General features: G+C 65.0%; 23 protein-coding genes, 1 pseudogene and 1 riboswitch. Of the genes and pseudogenes, 18 read left to right on the forward strand and 6 right to left on the reverse strand.

The window, feature by feature from the left end; translation table 11 throughout:
• Positions 1 to 45 precede the first annotated feature (45 nt).
• The 8 genes and pseudogenes from HAP41_RS46125 to phoB all read left to right on the forward strand — a co-directional run bounded on the left by HAP41_RS46125 (position 46) and on the right by phoB (position 7,842).
• The gene (locus tag HAP41_RS46125) at positions 46 to 1,101 is read left to right on the forward strand and encodes a putative bifunctional lysylphosphatidylglycerol flippase/synthetase (RefSeq protein ID WP_063979882.1); all 1,056 of its coding nucleotides are present in this window, start codon (positions 46 to 48) and stop codon (positions 1,099 to 1,101) included.
• 32 nt (positions 1,102 to 1,133) lie between these two features.
• Positions 1,134 to 2,432 (forward strand): ATP-binding protein, encoded by a 1,299-nt coding sequence (locus tag HAP41_RS46130; protein WP_166069315.1) that lies wholly within the window; start codon positions 1,134 to 1,136, stop codon positions 2,430 to 2,432.
• 144 nt (positions 2,433 to 2,576) lie between these two features.
• Positions 2,577 to 3,590 carry a phosphate ABC transporter substrate-binding protein PstS gene (pstS, locus tag HAP41_RS46135; protein WP_063985930.1) on the forward strand — a complete coding sequence of 338 codons (1,014 nt, stop codon included), beginning with the start codon at positions 2,577 to 2,579 and terminating at the stop codon, positions 3,588 to 3,590.
• Between the two features lie 144 nt (positions 3,591 to 3,734).
• Entirely contained in the window at positions 3,735 to 4,724 is a 990-nt protein-coding gene (gene pstC / locus HAP41_RS46140) for a phosphate ABC transporter permease subunit PstC (RefSeq protein ID WP_063979880.1), read from the forward strand.
• A 1-nt stretch (position 4,725) separates the two neighbouring features.
• On the forward strand, positions 4,726 to 5,571 hold the full coding sequence (gene pstA, locus HAP41_RS46145) for a phosphate ABC transporter permease PstA (RefSeq protein ID WP_166069304.1): 846 nt from the start codon (positions 4,726 to 4,728) through the stop codon (positions 5,569 to 5,571).
• Complete coding sequence (pstB, locus tag HAP41_RS46150; protein ID WP_063979878.1) at positions 5,568 to 6,389, forward strand: phosphate ABC transporter ATP-binding protein PstB; 822 nt, start codon at positions 5,568 to 5,570, stop codon at positions 6,387 to 6,389. The genes pstA and pstB overlap by 4 nt, the downstream gene beginning before the upstream one ends.
• Before the next feature lie 11 nt (positions 6,390 to 6,400).
• Positions 6,401 to 7,117 carry a phosphate signaling complex protein PhoU gene (gene phoU / locus HAP41_RS46155; RefSeq protein ID WP_166069259.1) on the forward strand — a complete coding sequence of 239 codons (717 nt, stop codon included), beginning with the start codon at positions 6,401 to 6,403 and terminating at the stop codon, positions 7,115 to 7,117.
• Positions 7,118 to 7,132: 15 nt separating this feature from the next.
• Positions 7,133 to 7,842 (forward strand): annotated as a pseudogene (gene phoB / locus HAP41_RS46160) (phosphate regulon transcriptional regulator PhoB).
• A gap of 234 nt (positions 7,843 to 8,076) precedes the next feature.
• On the opposite strand, the gene HAP41_RS46165 reads toward phoB, so the two are convergent.
• Positions 8,077 to 8,589, reverse strand: a complete 513-nt coding sequence (locus tag HAP41_RS46165; RefSeq protein WP_014491301.1) for a GcrA family cell cycle regulator — start codon at positions 8,587 to 8,589, stop codon at positions 8,077 to 8,079.
• A 456-nt stretch (positions 8,590 to 9,045) separates the two neighbouring features.
• On the opposite strand from HAP41_RS46165, the gene HAP41_RS46170 reads away from it, so the two are divergent.
• From HAP41_RS46170 to HAP41_RS46180, 3 genes are all read left to right on the forward strand, one after another.
• Complete coding sequence (locus HAP41_RS46170) at positions 9,046 to 10,254, forward strand: aspartate aminotransferase family protein (protein ID WP_166069182.1); 1,209 nt, start codon at positions 9,046 to 9,048, stop codon at positions 10,252 to 10,254.
• Entirely contained in the window at positions 10,254 to 11,177 is a 924-nt protein-coding gene (gene argF, locus HAP41_RS46175) for an ornithine carbamoyltransferase (protein ID WP_014491303.1), read from the forward strand. Before HAP41_RS46170 ends, argF begins: the two co-directional genes overlap by 1 nt.
• A gap of 256 nt (positions 11,178 to 11,433) precedes the next feature.
• On the forward strand, positions 11,434 to 12,441 hold the full coding sequence (locus tag HAP41_RS46180; protein WP_166069160.1) for an Hsp33 family molecular chaperone: 1,008 nt from the start codon (positions 11,434 to 11,436) through the stop codon (positions 12,439 to 12,441).
• Between the two features lie 143 nt (positions 12,442 to 12,584).
• Here HAP41_RS46180 and apaG read toward each other — a convergent pair whose 3' ends face one another.
• Positions 12,585 to 12,977 (reverse strand): Co2+/Mg2+ efflux protein ApaG, encoded by a 393-nt coding sequence (gene apaG / locus HAP41_RS46185; RefSeq protein ID WP_166069118.1) that lies wholly within the window; start codon positions 12,975 to 12,977, stop codon positions 12,585 to 12,587.
• A gap of 180 nt (positions 12,978 to 13,157) precedes the next feature.
• Here apaG and HAP41_RS46190 point away from each other — a divergent pair, with 180 nt between their 5' ends.
• The 3 genes from HAP41_RS46190 to HAP41_RS46200 are packed head-to-tail and all read left to right on the forward strand — an operon-like array spanning position 13,158 to position 16,204.
• A complete protein-coding gene (locus tag HAP41_RS46190; protein WP_166069104.1) occupies positions 13,158 to 14,423 on the forward strand; it encodes an OpgC domain-containing protein in 1,266 nt (421 codons plus the stop codon).
• A complete protein-coding gene (locus HAP41_RS46195) occupies positions 14,423 to 15,202 on the forward strand; it encodes an SGNH/GDSL hydrolase family protein (protein ID WP_166069076.1) in 780 nt (259 codons plus the stop codon). The genes HAP41_RS46190 and HAP41_RS46195 overlap by 1 nt, the downstream gene beginning before the upstream one ends.
• Before the next feature lie 12 nt (positions 15,203 to 15,214).
• A complete protein-coding gene (locus HAP41_RS46200; RefSeq protein ID WP_071909137.1) occupies positions 15,215 to 16,204 on the forward strand; it encodes an SGNH/GDSL hydrolase family protein in 990 nt (329 codons plus the stop codon).
• A gap of 157 nt (positions 16,205 to 16,361) precedes the next feature.
• Here the strand turns inward: HAP41_RS46200 and HAP41_RS46205 are convergent, their stop codons facing one another.
• Entirely contained in the window at positions 16,362 to 17,567 is a 1,206-nt protein-coding gene (locus tag HAP41_RS46205) for an O-succinylhomoserine sulfhydrylase (protein WP_166069067.1), read from the reverse strand.
• Between the two features lie 71 nt (positions 17,568 to 17,638).
• A riboswitch (SAM riboswitch) is annotated at positions 17,639 to 17,718 on the reverse strand.
• Positions 17,719 to 17,878: 160 nt separating this feature from the next.
• On the opposite strand from HAP41_RS46205, the gene HAP41_RS46210 reads away from it, so the two are divergent.
• The 4 genes from HAP41_RS46210 to HAP41_RS46225 all read left to right on the forward strand — a co-directional run bounded on the left by HAP41_RS46210 (position 17,879) and on the right by HAP41_RS46225 (position 22,275).
• Positions 17,879 to 18,937: a 2'-deoxycytidine 5'-triphosphate deaminase gene (locus HAP41_RS46210; RefSeq protein WP_414643397.1), complete on the forward strand. Its 1,059-nt coding sequence runs from the start codon at positions 17,879 to 17,881 to the stop codon at positions 18,935 to 18,937.
• A 168-nt stretch (positions 18,938 to 19,105) separates the two neighbouring features.
• The gene (locus HAP41_RS46215; RefSeq protein WP_166069052.1) at positions 19,106 to 19,513 is read left to right on the forward strand and encodes a PAS domain S-box protein; all 408 of its coding nucleotides are present in this window, start codon (positions 19,106 to 19,108) and stop codon (positions 19,511 to 19,513) included.
• Positions 19,514 to 19,617: 104 nt separating this feature from the next.
• On the forward strand, positions 19,618 to 20,670 hold the full coding sequence (locus HAP41_RS46220; RefSeq protein ID WP_166069027.1) for a hypothetical protein: 1,053 nt from the start codon (positions 19,618 to 19,620) through the stop codon (positions 20,668 to 20,670).
• A gap of 162 nt (positions 20,671 to 20,832) precedes the next feature.
• Positions 20,833 to 22,275, forward strand: a complete 1,443-nt coding sequence (locus tag HAP41_RS46225; RefSeq protein ID WP_166069009.1) for an MATE family efflux transporter — start codon at positions 20,833 to 20,835, stop codon at positions 22,273 to 22,275.
• Here HAP41_RS46225 and HAP41_RS46230 read toward each other — a convergent pair.
• The 3 genes from HAP41_RS46230 to HAP41_RS46240 all read right to left on the reverse strand — a co-directional run bounded on the left by HAP41_RS46230 (position 22,272) and on the right by HAP41_RS46240 (position 23,776).
• Positions 22,272 to 22,736: a hypothetical protein gene (locus tag HAP41_RS46230; protein WP_166069000.1), complete on the reverse strand. Its 465-nt coding sequence runs from the start codon at positions 22,734 to 22,736 to the stop codon at positions 22,272 to 22,274. The genes HAP41_RS46225 and HAP41_RS46230 overlap by 4 nt on opposite strands.
• A 100-nt stretch (positions 22,737 to 22,836) precedes the next feature.
• A complete protein-coding gene (locus HAP41_RS46235) occupies positions 22,837 to 23,238 on the reverse strand; it encodes an SRPBCC family protein (protein WP_166068950.1) in 402 nt (133 codons plus the stop codon).
• 178 nt (positions 23,239 to 23,416) lie between these two features.
• On the reverse strand, positions 23,417 to 23,776 hold the full coding sequence (locus HAP41_RS46240) for a VOC family protein (RefSeq protein ID WP_071917072.1): 360 nt from the start codon (positions 23,774 to 23,776) through the stop codon (positions 23,417 to 23,419).
• Positions 23,777 to 23,782: the final 6 nt, after the last annotated feature.

A 23,782-nucleotide genomic window follows, 5' to 3' on the forward strand; every position in this document is an offset into this window, starting at 1 on the left:
TGTCCGCCGGCCACCCCGGCCGCTGAAGCGTTGTTCGAGGTCTAGATGCTGGAAGCCATACGCAGGGCGATGACGTTTCTGCGCCAGAAGCAAGTCCTGCATAAGCTTGGAGTTGTGATCAGCGTCGCCGTCATCGGCATCGCTTGCTATGTGCTCTACCACATGCTGCGGGGCATCGACGTCAACGAGGTCCTCGAAGCGATCAAGAGCACCGAGCCGAGCCAGATCGCGATGGCGGCGCTGTTCGTGGCCGCGGGCTATTTCACCCTGACCTTCTACGATCTGTTCGCCGTGCGCGCGATCGGCCACGCCCATGTGCCTTACCGCATCAATGCGCTCGCCGCCTTCACCAGCTATTCGATCGGCCACAATGTCGGCGCCAGCGTCTTCACCGGCGGCGCGGTGCGCTACCGCATCTATTCTGCCTATGGCCTGAACGCGATCGACGTCGCAAAGATCTGCTTCCTCGCCGGCCTGACCTTCTGGCTCGGCAATGCCGCGGTGCTCGGCCTTGGCATCTCCTACCATCCGGAAGCCGCTGCCGCGATCGACCAGCTTCCGCCCTGGCTGAACCGGATGCTGGCGATGATGATCATCGCGGGGCTGGTCGCCTATGTGGTCTGGGTCTGGACCCAGCCGCGGGTGGTCGGCCGCGGGCCCTGGACCGTGGTGCTGCCGGGCGGCCCGCTGACGCTGCTCCAGATCGCCATTGGCATCATCGATCTCGGCTTCTGTGCGCTCGCGATGTACGTGCTGGTCCCGGACGAGCCCAATCTCGGCTTCGTCGTGGTGGCGGTGATCTTCGTTTCGGCGACGTTGCTCGGTTTCGCCAGCCACTCGCCGGGAGGGCTCGGCGTGTTCGATGCCGCCATGCTGGTCGGCCTCTGGCAGATGGACCGCGAGGAACTGCTGGGTGGCATGCTCCTGTTCCGCGTCCTCTATTATCTCTCTCCCTTCGTCATATCTGTAATCTTGCTGACGTTTCGCGAGGTTATAATCGGCGCTCGATCGAAGCGCTTGCAGCAGGCGGCGCTCAAGCTCGACCCCGGCCCAGCGCGTGAAGCCGCCTATGTGAGAGAGCGCAGCGACACCGGCGCCTGACCGGCGCATCCCCTTTAGGAGAAGCCGCCGCGATGGCGATCGACGCCCCATCTTCTCCCTCCGCGCAGCCCTGGTCCGACCGGCTGCGGCACTCGACCGTCATCCTGATCGCCGCGGCGCTGGCGCTGTCGGTGGTGGTCTCGCTCGACGAATTGTCGGTGATGCGGGCGGCGACGGTGTTCCTCTGCATCGCGGCCGCGGCGCTGATCCCCTGGCGGCTGCACGACAATGCCGCCTCGCGCGACGACACCCGCCGCGTCAACCCGGTCGAGAGCGCGGCGGTGGCCGCGGTCGTCGCTGGCATGCCGGATCCGGCGGTGCTGCTCGACCGCGCCGGGCGTGTCATCCATCTCAATGCCGCCGCCGCCCAGCTGGCGCCGGCGCTGCGCAAGAACGAGCTCGCCCAGTTCGCGCTGCGCTCGCCGGAGATCATCACGGCGCTGCGGGAGTCGATTGCGACCACCGAGCCGCGGCGCACGACCTATCTCGACCATGTGCCGGTCGACTGCTGGATGGAGCTGACCATTACGCCTGTGCCGGTGCCGACCTCCTTCGGCGGCGCCGACAAATGCATGCTGATGACTTTCCACGACCAGACGCCGCTGCGACGGGTCGAGGAGATGCGCGCAGACTTCGTCGCCAATGCCAGCCACGAGCTGCGTACGCCGCTCGCCGCGCTGTCGGGCTTCATCGACACGCTCCAGGGCCAGGCCAAGGACGATCCCAAGGCACGCGAGCGGTTCCTCGGCATCATGCACAACCAGGCGACCCGGATGGCGCGCCTGATCGACGATCTGCTCTCGCTGTCGCGGGTCGAGCTGTCGGCCCATGTGCGGCCCGACACCCTGGTCGACCTGCTGCCGATCATCTTCCAGGTCGCCGACGGGCTCGAGCCGCTGGCGCGGGAGCGCCAGGTCGAGGTCGAAACCCATCTGCCTGAGACCCCGGTGATGATCGCGGGCGACCGCGAGGAATTGCTCCGCCTGTTCGAGAACCTGATCGAGAACGCGCTCAAATACGGGGCGTCGGGCGGACGTGTCATCGTGTCGCTGGCCGCGGCGGCAGCCACTGATGGAACTCAGGAAATCCGGGTCATGGTCCGCGATTTCGGCCCCGGCATCGCGCCCGAGCATCTGCCGCGACTGACCGAGCGGTTCTACCGGGTCGACGTCGGCGACAGCCGCTCGCAGGGCGGGACGGGGCTCGGATTATCGCTGGTGAAACATATTCTTAACCGCCATCGCGGCCGGCTTTTGATCGAGAGCGTGCCCAAGCAGGGCGCCGTTTTCACGGCCTGTTTTCCCCAGGCGAAGACCGCGGCTTCGACCTGATATTCGAGCGATTTCAATCGCTTGGCCGCGTCATCCAGCTGTCACGAAACCTTCGTAAAAGCACAGCCGACCGCTCCTAAAGGGGCGGCACGGGGAGCGCGATCGGGCGCGGATGGCGCTTCGCTCCCCTGTATGGAGACCACCATGAATTTCATCAAAACTATCGTCGCTGCCGGCTTGGTCGCCGCATCGGCGACGGCGGCGTTTGCTGCCGACATCACGGGTGCCGGTGCGACGTTCCCGTTCCCGATCTATTCCAAGTGGGCTGACGCCTACAAGAAGGAGACCGGCAACGGTCTGAACTACCAGTCGATCGGCTCCGGCGGCGGCATCAAGCAGATCCAGGCCAAGACCGTGACCTTCGGCGCCAGCGACGCGCCGCTCAAGGCCGAGCAGCTCGAAAAGGACGGCCTCGTCCAGTGGCCGATGGTGATGGGCGCCATCGTTCCGGTCGTGAACATCGAGGGCGTGAAGCCCGGCGAGCTGGTGTTCGACGGCGAGACCCTGGCCAGCATCTATCTCGGCAAGATCACCAAGTGGGACGACGCCGCGATCAAGAAGCTCAATCCGAACGTGAAGCTGCCGTCGGACGCGATCACCGTGGTCCGCCGCTCGGATGGTTCGGGCACCACCTTCAACTTCACCAACTATCTCGCCAAGGCCAGCGCGGACTGGAAGAGCAAGGTCGGTGAGGGCACCGCGGTCGAGTGGCCGGTCGGCGTCGGCGCCAAGGGCAACGAAGGCGTGTCGGGCAACATCAGCCAGACCAAGAACTCGATCGGCTACGTCGAGTACGCCTATGCCAAGCAGAACAAGCTGACCTACACCGGTCTCGTCAACAAGGCCGGCAAGCCGGTGCAGCCGACCGTCGAGGCCTTCCAGGCCGCGGCTTCCAATGCCGACTGGGCCAAGGCTCCCGGCTACTACGTCATCCTGACCGACCAGCCCGGCGACAAGTCCTGGCCGATCACGGCGGCGACCTTCATCCTCATGCACAAGGATGCCACTGACAAGGCAGCCTCGCAGGAAGCCATCAAGTTCTTCCGCTGGGCCTTCAAGAGCGGCGGCAAGGCGGCTGAAGAGCTCGACTACATCCCGATGCCGGACCCGGTCGTCCAGCTGATCGAGAAGACCTGGGCTGCCGAGATCAAGAGCTAAGCGCTCTGTGTCCCGGACTGGGCGCCGGGATCTCACAAGACCTCCGCTCCGGTTCGGCCTCGCGCCGCATCCGGAGCGCAAGACCAACAACAAGACCGACAACAAGCGTATATCAAACGGGCACAGGGGATCGGCGTGGCAGAGATGGCCGTTCAGAGCGATGTAATCGACGACGCCGGACCGTATGACCGCGCCAAGGCCTTGGGCGCCTTCAAGCTCGGCGACCTCACCTTCTACTGGATCACGCGGCTGTCCGCGATCTCGGTGCTGCTCATCCTCGGTGGCATCATCATCTCGCTGATCGTCGGCGCGTTCCCGGCGATGAAGGAATACGGCTTCGCCTTCCTGTGGACGCAGCGCTGGGCGCCGTCGGCAGATCCGCCCGTGCTCGGCGCGCTCGGCCCGATCTACGGCACGCTCATCACCTCCTTCATCGCGATGGCGATCGCCATTCCGGTCGGTCTCGGCATTGCGATCTTTCTGACCGAGCTCTGCCCGCAATGGGCGCGCCGCCCGATCGGCATGGCGATCGAGCTGCTCGCCGGCATTCCCTCGATCATCTACGGCATGTGGGGCTTCTTCGTGCTCGGCCCGTTCCTGGCCAACACGTTCCAGCCCTTCATGATCAAGATCTTCGACGGCGTCCCGGTGCTGGGCGCGATCTTCGCAGGCCCGCCGTCCTATCTCAGCCTGTTCAACGCGGCGCTGATCCTCGCCATCATGGTGCTGCCCTTCATCACCTCGATCTCGGTCGACGTGTTCAAGACGGTGCCGCCGGTGCTCAAGGAAGCCGCCTACGGCGTCGGCTGCACCACCTGGGAAGTCGTGCGCAGCGTGGTGATCCCCTACACCCGCGTCGGCGTCATCGGCGGTGTCATGCTGGCGCTCGGCCGCGCGCTCGGCGAGACCATGGCGGTGACCTTCATCATCGGCAACTCGTTCCGCATCTCGTCGTCGATCTTTGCCCCGGGCACCACGATCTCGGCGGCGATCGCATCGGAGTTCGCCGAGAGCGACGGCCTGCACCAGTCCGGCCTGATCCTGCTCGGCCTGCTGCTGTTCGTGCTGACATTCTTCGTGCTCGCGGCTGCACGGTTGATGCTGATGCGTCTTGAAAAGAAGGCGGGGAAGTAACATGAACCCGATCTACGCACGCCGCCGCCGCATGGACATCGTCATCCGTGTGCTCTGCCTGGCTGCCGCTGCCTTCGGCGTCACATGGCTCGCGCTGATCCTGATGACGCTGCTCTACAACGGCATTGCCGGCCTGAACCTGGAGCTCTTCGTTGCGGACACGCCGCCTCCGGGCTCGACCGAGGGCGGCCTGCGCAACGCCATCGTGGGTTCGATCATCATGACCGTGCTCGGCGTCGGCATCGGCGCACCGCTCGGTCTGTTCGCCGGTACCTATCTCGCCGAGTACGGCCGCAACGACCGCCTGACCTCGGTGATCCGCTTCATCAACGACATCCTGCTCTCGGCGCCCTCGATCATCATCGGCCTGTTCATCTATGGTGCGGTGGTGGTGCCGATGCGCGGCTTCTCGGCGATTGCCGGCTGCCTCGCGCTTGCGGTGATCGTCATCCCGGTGGTGCTGCGCACGACCGAGGACATGCTGCTGCTGGTGCCGAACGCACTGCGTGAGGCGGCCTCGGCGCTCGGCCTGCCGCGCTCGCTGGTGATCAAGCGCATCGCCTATCGCGCGGCGCGCTCGGGCCTCATCACCGGCGTGATGCTGGCCACCGCCCGCGTCGCCGGCGAGACCGCGCCGCTGCTCTTCACCGCGCTGTCGAACCAGTTCTTCAGCCTGGGTCTGAACAAGACGATGGCGAACCTGCCGGTCACCATCAACAATTTCGTGCAGAGCCCCTACGCCTACTGGAAGCAGCTCGCCTGGAGCGGCGCGCTGCTCATCACCCTGACCGTTCTTGCCCTGAATATTGGCGCGCGCATTCTGAGCGCCGAGAGGGCCGCAAAATGAGTGATCTTTCCGTATCGATGAGCGCGGCCGGTGGTTTGCCCCAGGCGCCGGTGCTGCCCGAAGCTCCGGCCAAGGTGACGGTGCGCAACCTCAATTTCTATTACGGCGAGCACCACGCGCTGAAGAACATCAATCTGGCGCTCGGCACCAACCGCGTCACGGCGTTCATCGGCCCGTCGGGCTGCGGCAAGTCGACCCTGCTGCGCATCTTCAATCGGATGTACGACCTCTATCCGGGCCAGCGCGTCACCGGTCAGCTCATGCTCGACCAGACCAACGTCCTCGACCCCAAGCTGGACCTCAATTTGCTGCGCGCCCGCGTCGGCATGGTGTTCCAGAAGCCGACGCCGTTCCCGATGACGATCTACGAGAACATCGCCTTCGGCATCCGCCTTTACGAGAAGATCTCGAAGTCCGAGATGGACGACCGCGTCGAGAAGGCGCTGCGCGGCGGCGCGCTGTGGAACGAGGTCAAGGACAAGCTCAACGCCTCCGGCCTGTCGCTCTCCGGCGGCCAGCAGCAGCGCCTCTGCATCGCCCGCACGGTCGCGGTGCGGCCCGAGGTGATCTTGTTCGACGAGCCCTGCTCGGCGCTCGACCCGATCTCGACCGCCAAGGTCGAGGAGCTGATCCAGGAGCTGTCCGAGAACTACACGATCGCGATCGTCACCCACAACATGCAGCAGGCGGCGCGCGTCTCCGACAAGACCGCCTTCATGTATCTCGGCGAGCTGATCGAGTTCGACGACACCAGCAAGATCTTCACGTCGCCGACCGACCGGCGCACGCAGGATTACATCACCGGCCGGTTCGGCTGAGGAGACGGAACATGGGTTCTGAACATACCGCAAAGGCCTTCGACACCGACCTCCAGGAGCTCACGCGCCTGGTCGCCGAGATGGGCGGCATCGCCGAGCGCATGATCGTCGATTCCGTCGACGCGCTGATCCGCCGCGACGTCGCGCTCGGCCAGCGCGTCGTCACCATCGACACCGAGCTCGACGCGCTCCAGAAGAAGATCGAGGAGCGCGCCGTGCTCACCATCGCGCGCCGCCAGCCGATGGCGGTCGATCTGCGCGAGATCGTCGGCGCCATGCGCGTCGCGACCGATCTCGAGCGGATCGGCGACCTCGCCAAGAACATGGGCAAGCGCGTCGCGGCGCTGGAGACGGATTTCCATCCGCTCAAGCTGTTCCGCGGTCTGGAGCACATGACCGACCTCGTGCAGCAGCAGGTCAAGTCGGTGCTGGATGCCTATGCCGCGCACGATCTGCCGGCGGCGATGGCGGTGTGGAAGGGCGACGAGGAGGTCGACGCCATCTGCACCTCGCTGTTCCGCGAGCTCCTCACCTACATGATGGAGGATCCGCGCAACATCTCGTTCTGCATTCATCTGATGTTCTGCGCCAAGAACATCGAGCGCATCGGTGACCACGCCACCAACATCGCCGAGACCGTGTTCTACATGATCGAGGGCCAGGCGATCACCGACAAGCGGCCGAAGGGCGACATGACGACCTTCGCCACGACGGTCGCGAACACTTAAGGAGCGACGAACACCATGGGCGCACGCATTATGGTGGTTGAGGACGAGGAAGCTCTCACCGAGCTTCTCCGCTACAACCTCGAAGGCGACGGCTATGACGTCGCGACGGTGATGCGCGGCGACGATGCCGACACCCGCCTCAAGGAGCATATCCCCGATTTGATCGTGCTCGACTGGATGCTGCCGGGCCTCTCCGGCATCGAGCTGTGCCGGCGGCTGCGCACCCGGCCCGAGACCAAGCAGCTCCCGATCATCATGCTCACCGCGCGCGGCGAGGAGAGCGAGCGGGTGCGGGGTCTTGCGACCGGCGCCGACGACTACATCGTCAAGCCGTTCTCGGTGCCGGAGCTGCTGGCACGCGTGAAGGGCCTGCTCAGGCGCGCGCCAGCCCGGAGCGGCTCGCCACCGTGCTCGCCTATGGCGACATCGAGCTCGACCGCGACAAGCGCCGCGTGGCGCGCTCGGGCCGGCCGATCGATCTCGGCCCGACCGAATATCGCCTGCTGGAGTTCTTCCTGGAGCATCCCGGCCGCGTGTTCTCGCGCGAGCAGCTGCTCGACAGCGTCTGGGGCCGTGACATCTACATCGACGAGCGCACCGTCGACGTCCATATCGGCCGCCTGCGCAAGCTGCTCAATCTCGGCCGCGAGCAGGACCCGATCCGCACCGTCCGCGGCGCGGGCTACGCACTGGACGATCGCTTTGCGAAGGCGGAGCAAGCGTAAGGGGTTGCTGTGGCAGACGTGATTTAGCGGGCTGCCACCGCATCCTCGATGTCGTCCCTGCGAACGCAGGGACCCATAACCACAGGGAGTGGTTTGGCGACGACTCGGAGTGATCATCCCGCGCAATAACTACGCGCCGGGATTATGGGTCCCTGCGTTCGCAGGGACGACACCGAGTGAGTTGAGCCGTCATCGCGTGACGGCGCCGTCTTCGTAGTCAGCTAATCCGATACCTCAGCGCGGACCCGGCTTCGCCGGCGCGCGCCGGCGATCGGCTGCGGGCTGATACGCCACGCGCGAGTGCTGGGCGCAGTAGGGCAGGCCGGAGAGCGCCTTGCCGCCGCAGAAGAAGAAATCCGGGCTCGAGGGATCGCCGACCGGCCAGTGGCAGGTCGCCTCGTTCAGCTCCAGCAGCGACAGCCGCTGGCTCATCGGCACGACGTTGTCGTAGGTGACCGGTTCGGCCTCGACCTCGACTTCGAAGGCTTGCGCCAGCGCGGTGTTGCCGCGTGCGATCGGGCGGGTCACCCGCATCATGTGCTGCGCCGGACGCGCCTTGCGCGGCCGCGGCGCTGCCGATGAAGGGCTCTTGGCGCGGCCCGACAGGCCGAGCCGGTGCACTTTGCCGATTACGGCATTGCGGGTCACATTGCCGAGTTCAGCGGCGATCTGGCTGGCCGAAAGTCCGGCCTCCCAGAGCTTTTTCAGCTGCTCGACGCGATCATCCGACCAGGTCAAAACGGTCATTGCACCCTTTCCTTCGCCGGCGCCTGCCATCCTGGCGGCCGCACGGCGAATGCCTAAGCTTCGAAAAACCCGTGCCGCCAGAATCCCTTAAGGCTCGCCGGGCGCACCAGATGCGCCCGAACGCTTACGCCGGTACATGAGGACTTAGAGGATCAGAACTGCTGCACGAGATGTCGTATCTGACAAGCCAAACGCTACAATATGGCGTGACTCACGCGCAAGAGTCCGCCGACTCGCTTCCACATGTTCCGTGGCGGAAATACGCAAAATCGCCACCGCAAGACTACGGATTCTGCGTTTCGCGAGGCTTTCCGGGCGGCATTGACACCGGTTTCACCAGGCATAAGATAGTCTCGCGTGCCGCCCTTAAAAGGCGGCACGTTTCGTTTTCCGGGCCGGTCAATGGTGCGTTGCGCAATGCACGCTCACGCCGTCCGCAACATTCAAGTGATCGTCATGACTAACAGCGCAGCGCCGCATTTGCTCCCCGTTTTCGCCAGGTCCGACCTCGGTTTCGAGCGCGGTGAAGGCTGCTGGCTGATTGCGACCAATGGCGATCGCTATCTCGATTTCACCTCGGGCGTGGCGGTGAATGCGCTCGGCCATGCTCATCCTGCGTTGGTCAAGGCGTTGCAGGAGCAGGCCACCAAACTCTGGCACATGTCGAACCTGTTCCAGAGCCCGGACGGCGAGAAGCTCGCCGCGCGTCTGTGCAACGAAAGCTTCGCGGACTTCGTGTTCTTCTGCAATTCCGGCGCCGAAGCGCTGGAAGGTGTGATCAAGCTCGTCCGCCATCATCACTTCTCCAAGGGTCATCCGGAACGTTACCGCATCATCACCTTCGAAGGCGCCTTCCACGGCCGCACGCTGGCAACGCTCGCCGCGACCGGTTCGGCAAAATATCTCGAAGGGTTTGGCCCGCCGATGGACGGCTTCGACCAGGTCCCGCATGGCGATATCGAAGCCGTCAAGAAGGCGATCGGTCCGCAGACCGCCGGCATCCTGATCGAGCCGATCCAGGGCGAGGGCGGCGTGCGTTCGGCAACGCCGGCCTTCCTGAGGGCGTTGCGCCAGCTCTGCGATGAGAAGGGCCTGCTGCTCGCGTTCGACGAGGTGCAGACCGGCATGGGCCGCACCGGCGATCTGTTCGCGCATCGCCGCACCGGCGTCACGCCTGACGTGATGTCGCTGGCCAAAGCGCTCGGTGGCGGCTTCCCGATCGGCGCGGTGCTGGCGACCGCGGATGCGGCTGCCGGCATGGGGCCCGGCTCGCACGGCTCGACCTTCGGCGGCAATCCGCTCGCGATCTCGGCTGCCAACGCCGTGCTCGACGTCATGCTCAAGCCCGGCTTCTTCGACCACGTGCAGAAGATGTCGCTGCTGCTCAAGCAGAAGCTCGCCTCCGTGATCGATCGTTATCCCGACATCGTCAGCGAAGTGCGTGGCGAAGGCCTTCTGATCGGCATCAAGGCCGTGGCGCCGTCAGGCGATCTCGGCGCGGCATTGCGCAACGAAAAATTGCTCACGGTCGGCGCCGGCGACAATGTCGTGCGCTTCCTGCCGCCCTTGATCGTCACCGAAGCCGAGATCGAGGACAGCGTCGGGCGGCTCGAACGCGCCTGCGCCGCGATCTCGTCCAGTCAGACCAAGCGGGCGACAAGCTGATGAGCAAGTCCCCGAAGCACTTCCTGGATATCAACGAGCTCCCGTTGTCGGAGCTCAAGAGCATGCTTGCGGCATCCTCCGCCATGAAGGCGAAGCAGAAAGCGCACCAGCCGGTGAAGCCGCTGGAAGGCAAGACGCTGGCGATGATCTTCGAGCGTCCCTCCACGCGCACCCGCGTCTCGTTCGACGTCGCCATGCGCCAGCTCGGTGGCGAGCCCATCATGCTGACCGGCGCCGAGATGCAGCTCGGCCGCGGCGAGACCATCGCCGACACGGCACGCGTGCTGTCGCGCTATGTCGACGCCATCATGATCCGCATCCTCAATCACGAGGCCCTGCTGGAGCTTGCGGAATATGCGACGGTGCCCGTCATCAACGGCCTGACGCGGCGCTCGCACCCGTGCCAGGTGATGGCCGACCTCATGACCTACGAAGAGCATCGCGGCCCGATCGAGGGCAGGACGGTGGCCTGGACCGGCGACGACAACAATGTGCTGGCGTCCTGGGCGCATGCCGCCGAGCGCTTCAAGTTCAAGCTCAATGTCGCAACGCCGCCGGAGCTTGCGCCGAAAAAGGTAATGCGGGACTTCATCAAGGCCACCGGCGCGCCGATCGTGCTCGGCACCGATCCCGAGGCCGCCGTGAAGGGGGCCGACTGCGTCGTCACCGACACCTGGGTGTCGATGGGCGACAAGGAAGGTGAGCACCGTCACAACGTGCTCAAGCCCTATCAGGTCAATTCGAAGCTGATGTCGCTGGCCAAGCCCGATGCGCTGTTCATGCATTGCCTGCCCGCCCATCGCGGCGAGGAGGTCACGGACGAAGTGATCGACGGCCCGCAATCGGTCGTGTTCGACGAGGCCGAAAACCGCCTGCATGCGCAGAAGGGCATTCTGGCCTGGTGCTTTGACGCGGTGAAGTAATCTCACTTGTAGCCCGGATGGAGCGCAGCGAAATCCGGGTTTGTGTCCGCAGTTGGAGTGGTCCCGGATTGCGCTACGCTCCATCCGGGCTACGCGGGCTATCGCGTAATCCTGTGGCTATGGGTCCCGTATCAGCGCTTTGCGCGCGCCGGGACGACATCGAATTTGCAGGATCCTGTGCGATCATAAGTGCATCCGGAACACACCACCCTTGCGCCCTCTTCCATTTTCCTTCATCGACCCGAGATAAAGCGCCATGGTTTCCCAATCCCCTGACATGAATACCGGGCCTGAAGGCCCGGTTCGCGCACCATCAGCGGTTCCCATCGATGACGCCGTGCTGCCTTACGAGGTCGACGCACTCGACGTGCGCGGCCGCCTCGTGCGGCTCGATCCCGCGCTCGACGAGATCCTGACCAAGCACGATTATCCCGCTGCCGTGGGCAAGCTGCTCGGCGAGGCCATCGTGCTGACGACGCTGCTCGGCTCGGCGCTGAAGTTCGAGGGCCGCTTCATCCTCCAGGCCCAGACCGACGGTCCGGTGTCGTTCCTGGTCGTCGACTACATGGCGCCGGATCGCCTGCGCGCCTATGCGCGCTACGATGCCGAGCGCCTCGGCGAGACAAAGGATTCCGGCACGCTCCTCGGTAACGGTCATCTCGCCATGACCATCGACCAGGGTCCCGACATGAGCCGCTACCAGGGTCTGGTCGCGCTCGACGGCGGCAGCCTGGAAGATGCCGCCCACGAATATTTCCTGCGCTCCGAGCAGATCCCGACGCGCGTGCGTCTCGCGGTCGGTGAGGAGTGGCGCTCGAACGACGGCGGCAAGCATCGCTGGCGCGCCGGCGGCATGCTGATGCAGTTCCTGCCGAAGGCGCCCGAGCGCGCGCGTCAGGCCGATTTGCATCCCGGCGATGCGCCCGAAGGCGCCGAGGTGCATGCTGTCGCCGAAGACGACGCCTGGGTCGAGGCGCGTTCGCTGATCGAGACCGTTGAGGACGTCGAGCTGATCGACCCCGAACTCTCCGGCGAGCGGCTGCTGTTCCGCCTGTTCCACGAGCGTGGCGTGCGCGTGTTCAATCCGCTGGTGCTGAAGGCGCAATGCTCCTGCTCGCGCGACGCGGTCGGTGCGATGCTGAAGAGCTTCTCGCCCGACGACCGCGCCGCGATGGTCAAGGAAGACAAGGTCGTCGTGACCTGCGAATTCTGCTCGTCGGTGTACCAGTTCACGCCGCACGAGGCGGGCGTGGAAGACGCGTAGGCGTCGCATCCTCCCTCGTTGCGCGCGCAGCGAAGCAATCCAGTCGTAGGGTGGGCAAAGCGCAGCGTGCCCACCATCTTATGCGCCACGTTTGGAATGGTGGGCACGGCGCTTTGCGCCTTTGCCCACCCTACGGCGCCGCGCTAGTTCAACACCCGCTTGTTGTCCGGGCTGTCCAGCGAGAATGTCGGCACGTCGATCTCGAAGCGTTCGCCGCTTTCGCTGACCATCTGGTAGCGGCCGGTCATGAAGCCCGAGGCGGTCGCGAGCGGCACGCCGGAGGTGTATTCGAAGCGCTCGCCGGGAGCCAGGGTCGGCTGCTCGCCGACGACGCCCTCGCCCCTGACCTCCTGCTGGCGGCCGGTGGCGTCGGTGATGATCCAGTGCCGCGTCTTCAGCTGCACGGTTTCGTCGCCGGAATTGGTGATGACGATGGTGTAGGACCAGAAATAGTGGGAGCGGTCAGCCGACGACTGCTCCGGAATAAAGTTCGGCTCGACGGTCACTTCGATCTGGCGGGTCACGGCGCGATACATGGCGGCCATCATAACGAAAACCCGGCCGGGAACCAACGCCCGCAGGCGGTTTTGGTGACATCGTGCCGCCAGAATTGCCGAGGAAGTAGACCCAATGTGATCCGGCCGCTTTGCAAGACGACGGCCGGACCTGTACACTCCATGACACGTTGCGATTTGCGGAAGGGTTTCGAACCCCCGATGACCATTGCCGACCAAGTGACGGGATCGACGATCGCGGGAACCGGCAAGCCTGCGGAGGCCAGACCTGCGGAGGCGAAGCCGCGCTCCGCCGCGCCGGCCATCACGCTGCCCGCCATCGGCGAGCGCGAGCTCCGGCTCGACCTGTTCCGCGGGCTCGCGCTGTGGCTGATCTTCGTCGACCATCTGCCGCCGAGCCTTTTGACCTGGTTCACGATCCGCAATTACGGCTTCAGTGACGCCACCGAGATCTTCATCTTCATCTCCGGCTATACCGCGGCGTTCGTCTACGGTCGTGCCATGCTCGAAAGCGGCTTCGTCGTCGCCACCGCGCGCATCCTGCGGCGCGTCTGGCAGATCTATGTCGCCCACGTCTTTCTGTTCACGATCTTCCTCGCCGAAATCTCCTACGTTGCGACCAGGTTCGAGAACCCGCTCTACACCGAAGAGATGGGCATCATGGATTTCCTCAAGCAGCCCGACGTCACGATCGTGCAGGCGCTGCTGCTGCGCTTTCGTCCGGTCAACATGGACGTGCTGCCGCTCTATATCGTGCTGATGCTGGCGCTGCCCTTGATCTTGTGGCTGATGAAATGGCGGCCCGACGTGACGCTCGGCCTCTCGGTTCTGCTCTACGCGGTGACCTGGGAATACGACCTCTATCTGTCGGCCTATCCGAACGGCTTCTGGGCGTTCAATCCCTTCGCCTGGCAATTGCTTTTCGTATTCGGCGCATGGTGTGCGCTCGGAGGTGCGCGACGCATGTCGCGCATCCTGGCGTCCCGCGTCACGATGTGGATATCGATCGCCTATCTGGTCGCGGCGTTCTACGTGACGCTGACCTGGTATGTGCCGCAGCTCTCCCACTTCATGCCGAGGCGGCTCGAGCAGTGGATGTATCCGATCGACAAGGCCGATCTCGACGTGCTGCGCTTCACGCATTTCCTGGCGTTCGCCGCACTCACCGTTCGCTTCCTGCCCCGGGAATGGCCGGGCCTGAAATCGCCCTGGCTGCGGCCGCTGATCCTCTGCGGCCAGCATTCCCTGGAGATCTTCTGCCTCGGCGTCTTCCTCGCCTTCGCCGGCCATTTCATCCTGGCCGAAGTCTCCGGCGGCGCAGCCATGCATGCGCTGATTAGTCTCTCCGGAATCCTGATCATGTGGGGCGTTGCCTGGGTGATTTCGTGGTACAAGCGCGTGGCTGACAAGAGCGGTGCGAAAACCAAAAACGCCGTCGGCAACGCCGATCTGGCGGGAGGGGGCTGATGAAGGCGAAGGTTCTCCTGAGCCTGGTCCTGCTGTGCGGTAGCCTCGCCGCGCCCCTGGCGCGCGCGGGCGATGCTGTGTCGCCTGCTCCGGCCGCGCCCCCGGCCTGCGAATTGCCATCCTACCTGCTCACCACTGAAAACCAGCTTCCGAGGGTCGCCGATGCCATCAAGGCCGGCAAACCGCTCGAAATCCTGGTCATCGGCAGCCGTTCGACCACGATTCCGGCCTCGGAGGACAGCTCCTATCCGGCGCGCATGCAGGCCATCCTGCAGGACAGGCTGCTGCCGTCGGAGACCGTGCACGTCTCCGTAGAAATACAGAGCAAGAAGACGGCCGAGGAGGCGGCCGCCACCTTCGTTAAGCTGATGGAAGCAAAAAGGCCTACTTTGGTCATCTGGCAGACCGGGACTGTGGATGCTATCCGAGCGATTGATCCCGATGATTTTCGCGGGGCGGTGACCGAAGGGGTTTCCGCGCTGCAAAAAGCAGGGGCTGACGTCGTGTTGATGAACTTGCAGTACAGCCCGCGTACCGAAACCATGATCTCGGTGCCGCCCTATCTCGACAATATGCGGGTGGTGGCGCAGGAGCATGACATCCCGCTGTTCGACCGTTTCGCGATCATGCGGCAGTGGAATGATCAGGGTCAGTTCGACCTGTTCAGCCCGTCCCGCGGGCCAGAGCTGGCGAAACAGGTCCATGACTGCCTTGGCCGGGCGTTGGCACAGTTTGTGATCGACGCAGCCCATCTGGGGCCGGCCCAGCAGCAAAATTGAGGTCTAGCGTTAATGAGTTCTCTCCGCCCTTTTTGGTTGACGGCATGGCTGGCTGCGCCCGCGGCGGCTCTGCTGCTCCTGACGCCGGTGTCGCTGGCACCAGTGCAGGCGCAGGCCACGCAAGCAACGCCCGCGCCGCAGCAGGCCGCTAGTCCGGCTTCCGCTTCGCCCTCCCAGACCACCGTCGCCGCGACGTCCCACGAGCAGCGCGGCGTGACCGCCCGCGCCATCGACAAGGTGAAGCAGGTCGCGAAATCCGCCGGGGACATTTTCAGCCGCGTGCCCTGCCTCACGCCGAAGGGTGGCTCGAAGGCGATGGGCTCGCTGCCGCATGTCGCGGGCAAGCTCGTCGCCGGCAAACCCGTCGTGATCGTTGCGTTCGGCTCGTCGTCGACGGCAGGCTATGGCGCGAGCTCGCCCGATTTCAACTATCCGAACCGTCTCGCCGCGCAGCTCCGCCGGCAATATCCGACCGCCGACATCACCGTCATCAACGCCGGCGTCGGCGGCGAGGACGCGCCCGAGATGATGAAGCGCCTCCAGAAGGAGGTGATCGACGTGCATCCGGATCTCGTGATCTGGCAGGTCGGCACCAATGCGGTGCTGCGCAATCTCGATCCCGGTGACACCGCCAAGATGGTCGAGGACGGCATCTCCCGCATCCAGGCCGCTGGCGGCGCCGACATCGTGCTGGTCGATCCGCAATATTCGCCAGCCGTCAACCAGCGCAAGGAGAGCGCCGGCAAGATGGTGCACCTGCTCGGCAAGGTCGCCGAGCTCCGTCACGTCGGCATCTTCCCCCGCTTCGAGGTGATGCGCGACTGGCACGAGAATCAATCGATCCCGGTCGAGAGTTTCGTGATCGCCGACGGCCTGCATATGAACGATTGGGGCTATGCCTGCTTCGCGCAGATCCTCGGCGACGACATCATCCGCTCCGTCGGCCAGATCAAGCTCGGCGTCAACGTGCCCGCGGACGTGCGGACTTATCGGCCGATGTGAGCTTCCGTAGGGTGGGCAAAGGCGCGCCCTTCGCGCGCCGTGCCCACCATCTATTGTCAGTGTGATCGTGAATGGTGGGCACGCTTCCGCCTTCGCTCTTCGAGCTACGGCGGACAAGTCGCTTTGCCCACCCTACGATTCCTAGCTCGTGGAGCCCTCACGCCTTCTCCAGCGCCGCGGTCAGATCCTCGATCAGATCATCCACATGCTCGAGCCCCGCCGAGAAGCGGATGAAGCCCTCGCTGATGCCGAGCGCGGCGCGGTCTTCCGGCTTGAGGCGCTGATGCGTCGTGGTCGCCGGATGCGTGACGAGGCTCTTGGCATCGCCGAGATTGTTCGAGATTTTTGCAAGCTTGAGCTCGTTGAGCACGCGGAACGCACCCTGCTTGCCGCCCTTGACCTCGAAGCCGACCAGCGTCGAGCCGCCGCGCATCTGCTTCTTCACGAGAGCTGCCTGCGGATGATCGGCGCGGCCGGGATAGACCAGCCGCGAAATCTTCGGATGGCTCGCCAGCACGTCGGCGATGCGTCCCGCCGTCTCGGTCTGCGCGCGCACGCGTACGCCCAGCGTTTCCAGGCCCTTGAGCAGGACCCATGCGTTGAACGGCGAGATCGACGGGCCGGTCTGGCGCATGAAATTGTGGATGTGCTCGGCGATAAACGCTTCCGACGACAGGATGATGCCGCCGAGACAACGGCCCTGGCCGTCGATGTGCTTGGTCGCGGAATAGACCACGACGTCTGCCCCTAGCGCGAGCGGGCTCTGCCAGATCGGCGTCGCGAACACGTTGTCGACGACGAGCCGCGCGCCGCCGCTGTGCGCGATCTCGGCGATCCCTGAAATGTCGAGCACGTCGAGCGTCGGGTTGGTCGGGCTCTCCAGGAAGAACGTCTTGGTGTTCGGCCTCAAGGCGCGCTGCCACTGGTCGAGATCGGCTCCGTCGACCAACGTCGTCTCGATGCCGTAGCGCGGCAACAGATCCTGGATGACGTAGAGACACGAGCCGAACAGGGCGCGCGAGGCCACCACGTGATCGCCGGCCTTCAGCGGCGCCAGGATCGCGGTCGTCACCGCGGCCATGCCGGTCGCGGCCGAACGCGCGGCTTCGGCGCCTTCGAGCTCGATCATGCGGCGCTCGAACATCGAGATGGTCGGGTTGGAATAGCGCGAATAGATGAAGCCGGGGTCCTCGCCCTTGAACCTCGCCTCGCATTCCTCGGCGCTGTTGTAGACGTAGCCCTGGGTCAAAAACAGCGCCTCCGACGTCTCGCCATATTGCGAGCGCAGGGTGCCGGAATGGACCAGGCGGGTTTCGGGACGGTATTGCGTGGTGGACGCCGGGGACTTCGGGGACTTCGACATAGGACCTCCTCTGCGTGACCATCGAAAATGGTCACAAAAAAACCGGCCTGGATAACTTCCACGGGCCGGGATCACAGAGGTCCCCGGCCTGTTTAGCGACTTATTTAACGTGGCTGCAAGCCGGCCGGCTCAAATCACCACGGGATAAGTGATGCTCATATTCCGCAATGGCCTTTCCGTCAAGGCGTCCATCGGATAGCCGTAAAAGGCTGCTATTTCCCGCATGTCCGGATGCATTTGACCCCTGACGAGGACCCCCCCGGTTGAGCTTCACGGTTGCCGCCGACGCCAATGGTATCCTGCCCGACCGCATGATCGCGGCGATGGCGAAGGCGGGCCTCATCCTGCCCGCTTATGACTTCGTCGAAAGCCAGATCCAGCCGGCGAGCCTCGACCTTCGCCTCGGCGACATCGCCTATCGCGTTCGCGCCAGCTTCCTGCCGGGGCCCGGCGCGACCGTCGCCGAGCGCATCGACGAGTTGAAGCTGCATGAGTTCAGCCTTGCCGATGGCGCGGTGCTGGAGACCAACTGCGTCTACATCGTGCCGCTCCTGGAAAGCCTGGCGCTGCCGCCGGAGATCGTCGCGGCCGCGAACCCGAAAAGCTCGACCGGCCGGCTCGATGTCTTCACCCGTGTCATCGCCGACGGCACCCGCCGCTTCGACATGATCGGCGCCGGCTATCATGGCCCGCTCTACGCCGAGATCAGCCCGAAGACGTTCCCCGTGCTGGTCAGCGAGGGCTCGCGCCTGAGCCAGGTGCGCTTCCGCACCGGAGATGCCATCCTCAACATCGACGAGCTCGAGGCGCTGCATGCGACCGAGCGTCTCGTCGATCTCGACGATGCCGATCTCACCGGCGGCGTCGCCGTCTCCGTCGATCTCTCCGGCGAGAAGGCCAACGGCTTCGTCGGCTATCGCGCCAAGCGCCACACCGGCGTCGTCGACGTCGACCGCCGCTCCGGCTATGCGGTGGAGGATTTCTGGGAGCCGATCTCGGCGCGTCCCGACGGCAGCCTGATCCTCGACCCCGGCGAGTTCTACATCCTCGCCTCCAAGGAAGCCGTGCAGGTGCCGCCCGATTACGCCGCGGAGATGGTGCCGTTCGATCCCCTGGTCGGCGAGTTCCGCGTGCACTATGCCGGATTCTTCGATCCCGGCTTCGGCTATGCCGGCGCCGGCGGGCAGGGATCGCGCGCCGTGCTCGAAGTGCGCTCGCGCGAGGTGCCGTTCATTCTCGAGCACGGCCAGATCGTCGGCCGTCTCGTCTACGAGAAGATGCTGGCGCGCCCCGACGCGATGTACGGCCAGCGCATCGGCTCGAACTACCAGGCGCAGGGCCTCAAACTATCGAAGCATTTTCGGGTGTAGCTCCACACCCTACTGTCATGCCACGGCTTGACCGGGGCATCCAGTACGCCGCAACCTATCGGCTCTAACAACAGATGCCTCTGGAATACTGGATCGCCCGATCCGGGCGATGACACCGAATGTGTGTCAGGATGCGAAGCGAAATCCAGCTACGTGCGAGGCGGTGAGATGACAGATCAACTCGACGCAAGAATCCTCGAAGGCGTCGCGGACGCGCTGATCTATTCGGATCGCGCCGGCACCATCACGCGCTGGAATCGCGCATCGACCACACTGTTCGGCTTCTCGGCGGACGAGGCGCTCGGCCAGAACCTCGATCTGATCATTCCCGAACATCTGCGTGCCGCGCACTGGAAGGGCTTCGAAGCTGCGCTTGCCACCGGGGCGATGAAGCTCGCGGGCAGGCCGACGCTGACCCGCGCGTTGCACAAGAGCGGACGCAAGCTCTACATCGAGATGACCTTCGCGCTGGTGCGCGATGCCGGCGGTGCCGTGGTCGGATCGGTCGCGATGGCGCGCGACGTCACCGAGCGCGTCGAGCGCGAGCGCGCGGCCAGGCTTGCGCAAAATTCGTGATGCGGAATTGACGGGCTGGCGTGCAGGGCGCTCTGCCTGAGCGTCAGGTTGCCTCGCACCGGTCGCGGTGACACACTCGATCAAAACAACGATCGGGAGCGAACATGACCGCCGCAACAGACGCAGCACAAGAAGCGCAATGGAAGTGCTGGCGTGCGGTCGCCGAGCTCTATCACGCTTATTTCACCGGCCTCATCCTCACCGTCGTCACGCGGCGCGGCACTGCGGATGCCGCCGAATTCGTCTTCCGCGTGTTTCGCCGCCAGCAGCAGGAGCGCTTCCTGCCGGGGCTCGAAAAGCTCGGTCTCAGTCATCTGCCGCCGGCGGTGGCCGCCGCGCAATATCATTATCTCTCCAACTGGATCGGCGGCGTGCATGTCGAGTACATGTATGAGAGCGACCGCAAAGCCTGGATCCGCTATCCGCCGCCGCGCTGGATCTGGAAGGGCACCGCGATCTGCGGCGTGCCGGGCGAGGTCTCGCGCGCGATGCTGCGCGGCTGGCACGCCAACAATGGCGTCGCGCTCGGCGATCTCAGGCTCGGCTTCGTCTGCACCAAGCAGAGCGTCGACGGTCAGGACGGGCTCGAAGGCTATTATCATCAGTACGACCACCCGCTCGAGTTGGACCAGCGCCTGGTGTTCGCGCGCCATCTGGAAGCGCCGTTGTTCGACGCCAAGACCGCGCCTGCCTTGCCCGTCGCGAGCTGGCCGAAGCCGCGGCTGGAAAAAGCCTACCGCAACTACGCGATGGAATATGTACGCACCGCCGCGCCCGTGATGGTGCAATTGTTCGGCCCGGAAGACGCCGGCTACCTCCTTCACCTCACCGGCAAGCTGATCGGGATGCAGTATTTTGACGAGGTCGCGGCGGCGCTGTCTATGCGCCGCGGTGGCGCACGCGAGTTCGCAGCGTTCCTGAATGCGCTGTTTGCCGCGCAGGATGACTCTGCCGAGACGACGGCATCAGAAGGCACGTTTGAATTTCACCAGCAGAGCTGGAAGCTGATGGATGACGTCGCCGACTATCATCGCGCCTGCACCAAAGTGCTGGAAGGGTTGTTCGAGGGGCTCGCTGCCGGATGCGGGCGGCGCATCGGCGTGCACCTGCGCCCGACAGCGGGCGGTCGGCCGCCGCTGGTGTGGACCATTGAGTAATTCCACCACTTGAAATGCGCTGCCGCAGGGCACGCCTGCATCCGGCGCAGGAGGAATCGGCAATTGCCGTGCTAAGCCTGTCGTCGCGCCTTCCGCGCGAAGAAATTTATTGGCACACCTACGCATTGCCGCGCCGCGAATGGCCTGCGCCCGGGAGAGGACATGTCCGACATCGCCGAAATCCCGGTCGATGAACAAGAGCGTCCGTTGCCGCCGCCTCCGCGGCCGGTACGAAGCGCGCTGATGGACGGGCCGATTCTGCGCACGCTGCTCGGCCTCGCCTGGCCGAACGTGGTCGCGCTGTCGGCCGGCACCTGTGTGGTGATCGCGGAGACCTCCTATATCGGCCGGCTCGGCGTCGAGGCGCTGGCGGCAATGGCGCTGGTGTTTCCGACAGTGATCCTGACCATGACGATGTCCGGGGGGGCCATGGGCGGCGCCGTGGCGTCGGCCATCGCGCGGGCGCTCGGCGGAGGCGATCGCGAGCGCGCCGGCACGCTCGCCGCGCATGCGCTCTTGATCGGCATCACCTTCGGCCTCGTCTTCATGCTGGGCATGCTGATCTTCGGGCCCAAGGTGCTGGAGATGCTCGGCGGACGCGGGGATGTGCTGACGCATGCGGTCGCCTACACACAGGTGTTTTTTGGCGGGGCCGTGCTGCCGTGGCTGCTCAACACCATGGCCGGCGTGTTGCGCGGCACCGGCAACATGAAGCTGCCCTCGCTGTTGATGCTGAATTCCGCGGTCATGCAGGTCGTGCTTGGCGGCACGCTGGGCCTCGGGCTCGGGCCCGTGCCGCAGTTCGGCATGCGCGGCGTCGCGGCCGGCTCGCTGATCGCCTATTCCATGAACATCTGTGTGATGGGCTGGTACCTGTTCTCCGGCCGCGCCCGAATCGTACCGAAACTGCGCGGGCTGCGCGTTCAATGGGCGATGTTCTTCGATATCCTGAAGGTCGGCGCCATCGCCTGCTTCTCGCCGCTGCAATCGGTGCTGACGATCTCGATCTTCACCCACATGCTGGCAAAGTTCGGCACTGCGATCCTCGCCGGCTACGGCATCGGCGCGCGGCTGGAATTTTTGCTGACCTCGATCGCGTTCTCGTTCGGCATCGCTTCGGTGCCGATGATCGGCATGGCGATCGGCGCGGTGCGCATCGCGCGCGCCCGGCGCATCGCCTGGATCGCCGGTGCGAGCGCGTTCGTCGCCGTCGGCGTGCCGGCGTGCCTCGTCGCGCTGTTCCCAGATCTCTGGGTCAACATCTTCACCGACAGCGCCACCGTGCGCGCGACCAGCCATGAATATCTGTCGACGGTGGCGCCGTTCTACGCCTTCATCGGGCTCGCCTCGACGATGTATTTCTCGTCGCAGGGCGCGGCCAAGGTGATCGGGCCGGTGCTGGCGCAGACCGCGCGCCTGATCTACATCGCTGCGATCGGCTGGTGGCTGTCGACGCACGACGCCACCGCGCAGAGCTTCTTCTGGCTGGCCGCCAGCTCGATGGTCGTGCTCGGCCTGCTCTCGTGCTCCAGCGTGGTGCTGACACGCTGGGGGCCGCGCGAGACGAAACCTACGATCAGGCCGGCTCTTTCGGCTGCCGACTAGCGATGCCGGTGGCGGCGATGGCCGCCACCGCCGACATTGGCGAGCCGCATCAGCTGCGGAATCATCGCCATCATGTCGCCGCCGCCGGAGCCGCCGAGCCCCATCGGCATGGTGCCGCCTGCGCCCATCGGCGTGTAGCCGCCGTAGTTCGGCGCGCCGAAGCCACCGCCGAAATTGCCGCCACTCAGGCTGCCGCCGCCCCCCATCATGCCGCCGAGCCCGCCGCCGCCGTTCTCCATCATGCGGCTCATCATCGGACCCATGGTCTGCATCAGCATGGCGAAGCGGCGCTTGCCCATCTTCGCCTTCATCATCTCCAGCATCGGCGCCATCTGGGTCATCATGTCCTCGCCGCCGGCGCCTCCGCCGCCGAGGAACTGCGCCTTTGCCGGCGCGCTCGAGATCGAAAATAGCAGCAGCACGGCGGCCGCCTGGCAGATCACCTTATCCGCACCTCTCATGGCCTGCTCCTCGCGTGCGTGGCTCCGCCGGGAGAGCGGAGCCAACCGGACGCACGCGGCCATGGTTAGGGCCGGCGAGGGCAGGGCTCTGTGAGAAAGATCACGCAGCCACAGCCGGGAACGCCCGGTGTATCGCGGCGACGGCGTCCTTGGTCTGCCCCTGGACGTAAGCCGCAAGCTCGTTCGGCAGCATGTCGATGATCCAGACAAGGCGGCAGCTCGCCTCGCCCTCGGCGATCACCTGCACCGAGGCGCTGTAATGCCTGAGCCGCTCGTTGTTGATGGCGTAGACCAGCCGCTGTCGCGCATCGTCGCAATCGACCAGCACCTCGCGCGCCACTGATCCATTGGCGAAGGTGACGATGCGTGCATCACCGTCGAGCGTGCAGGCGGTGACGAAGCCCGGCGCCAGCCGCTGAGGCAGCGCGCCGAAATCGCGTACGGCGTCCCAGACGTCGCGGGCGGGAACGGGGAGGGGGATGTCGTTGTGGATGGAGGCCATGGTTGATTCCTATAATTTGGAGAAACAAGCGAGCCATCATCTCAGGTGTCATCGCCCGACTTGATCGGGCGATCCAGTATTCCAGAGGCCGCTGTGATTTGAATCGAGAAGCCGCGGCGTACTGGATGCCCCGGTCAAGCCGGGGCATGACAGCTTGTGAGGCGATGGCGGCCGACGCTCACACGCAAACCGCCTCGACGTTGTTGCCATCGGGATCAATCAGGAACGCCGCGTAGTAGGTCGGGCTATAGTCCTTCCGCGGGCCGGCGCCGCCATTGTCGCGGCCGCCGCTCTTTAGGCCCTCGCTGTGGAATGCCTTGACCGCATCATGGTCCTTGGCGCGAAACGCGATATGCGCGCCGTCGGCCTTGCGTCCCTTGTTCAGGTGCAGCCAGAGCGCCGGCTCGCCCTTCGGCCCGAAGCCCGCATAGCCGTCGCCGCTGGAGCACAGGGCGTAGCCGAGCGGGGCCAGCACCGCGGTGTAGAAGCGCGTGGCGGCGTCGAGGTCGGCAACACGCAGTCCGATGTGGTCGTACATGATCGT

Source organism: Bradyrhizobium barranii subsp. apii (assembly GCF_011516635.5).
Classification (GTDB): Bacteria; Pseudomonadota; Alphaproteobacteria; order Rhizobiales; family Xanthobacteraceae; genus Bradyrhizobium; species Bradyrhizobium barranii.

Bases quoted from the DNA above. Each gene is read 5' to 3' on its own strand.
- HAP41_RS46125 (WP_063979882.1), top strand. From the start codon at position 46: ATGCTGGAAGCCATACGCAGGGCGATGACGTTTCTGCGCCAGAAGCAA.
- HAP41_RS46130 (WP_166069315.1), top strand. From the start codon at position 1,134: ATGGCGATCGACGCCCCATCTTCTCCCTCCGCGCAGCCCTGGTCCGAC.
- pstS (WP_063985930.1), top strand. From the start codon at position 2,577: ATGAATTTCATCAAAACTATCGTCGCTGCCGGCTTGGTCGCCGCATCG.
- pstC (WP_063979880.1), top strand. From the start codon at position 3,735: ATGGCCGTTCAGAGCGATGTAATCGACGACGCCGGACCGTATGACCGC.
- pstA (WP_166069304.1), top strand. From the start codon at position 4,726: ATGAACCCGATCTACGCACGCCGCCGCCGCATGGACATCGTCATCCGT.
- pstB (WP_063979878.1), top strand. From the start codon at position 5,568: ATGAGTGATCTTTCCGTATCGATGAGCGCGGCCGGTGGTTTGCCCCAG.
- phoU (WP_166069259.1), top strand. From the start codon at position 6,401: ATGGGTTCTGAACATACCGCAAAGGCCTTCGACACCGACCTCCAGGAG.
- HAP41_RS46165 (WP_014491301.1), bottom strand. From the start codon at position 8,589: ATGACCGTTTTGACCTGGTCGGATGATCGCGTCGAGCAGCTGAAAAAG.
- HAP41_RS46170 (WP_166069182.1), top strand. From the start codon at position 9,046: ATGACTAACAGCGCAGCGCCGCATTTGCTCCCCGTTTTCGCCAGGTCC.
- argF (WP_014491303.1), top strand. From the start codon at position 10,254: ATGAGCAAGTCCCCGAAGCACTTCCTGGATATCAACGAGCTCCCGTTG.
- HAP41_RS46180 (WP_166069160.1), top strand. From the start codon at position 11,434: ATGGTTTCCCAATCCCCTGACATGAATACCGGGCCTGAAGGCCCGGTT.
- apaG (WP_166069118.1), bottom strand. From the start codon at position 12,977: ATGTATCGCGCCGTGACCCGCCAGATCGAAGTGACCGTCGAGCCGAAC.
- HAP41_RS46190 (WP_166069104.1), top strand. From the start codon at position 13,158: ATGACCATTGCCGACCAAGTGACGGGATCGACGATCGCGGGAACCGGC.
- HAP41_RS46195 (WP_166069076.1), top strand. From the start codon at position 14,423: ATGAAGGCGAAGGTTCTCCTGAGCCTGGTCCTGCTGTGCGGTAGCCTC.
- HAP41_RS46200 (WP_071909137.1), top strand. From the start codon at position 15,215: ATGAGTTCTCTCCGCCCTTTTTGGTTGACGGCATGGCTGGCTGCGCCC.
- HAP41_RS46205 (WP_166069067.1), bottom strand. From the start codon at position 17,567: ATGTCGAAGTCCCCGAAGTCCCCGGCGTCCACCACGCAATACCGTCCC.
- HAP41_RS46210 (WP_414643397.1), top strand. From the start codon at position 17,879: ATGATCGCGGCGATGGCGAAGGCGGGCCTCATCCTGCCCGCTTATGAC.
- HAP41_RS46215 (WP_166069052.1), top strand. From the start codon at position 19,106: ATGACAGATCAACTCGACGCAAGAATCCTCGAAGGCGTCGCGGACGCG.
- HAP41_RS46220 (WP_166069027.1), top strand. From the start codon at position 19,618: ATGACCGCCGCAACAGACGCAGCACAAGAAGCGCAATGGAAGTGCTGG.
- HAP41_RS46225 (WP_166069009.1), top strand. From the start codon at position 20,833: ATGTCCGACATCGCCGAAATCCCGGTCGATGAACAAGAGCGTCCGTTG.
- HAP41_RS46230 (WP_166069000.1), bottom strand. From the start codon at position 22,736: ATGAGAGGTGCGGATAAGGTGATCTGCCAGGCGGCCGCCGTGCTGCTG.
- HAP41_RS46235 (WP_166068950.1), bottom strand. From the start codon at position 23,238: ATGGCCTCCATCCACAACGACATCCCCCTCCCCGTTCCCGCCCGCGAC.
- HAP41_RS46240 (WP_071917072.1), bottom strand. From the start codon at position 23,776: ATGTACGACCACATCGGACTGCGTGTTGCCGACCTCGACGCCGCCACG.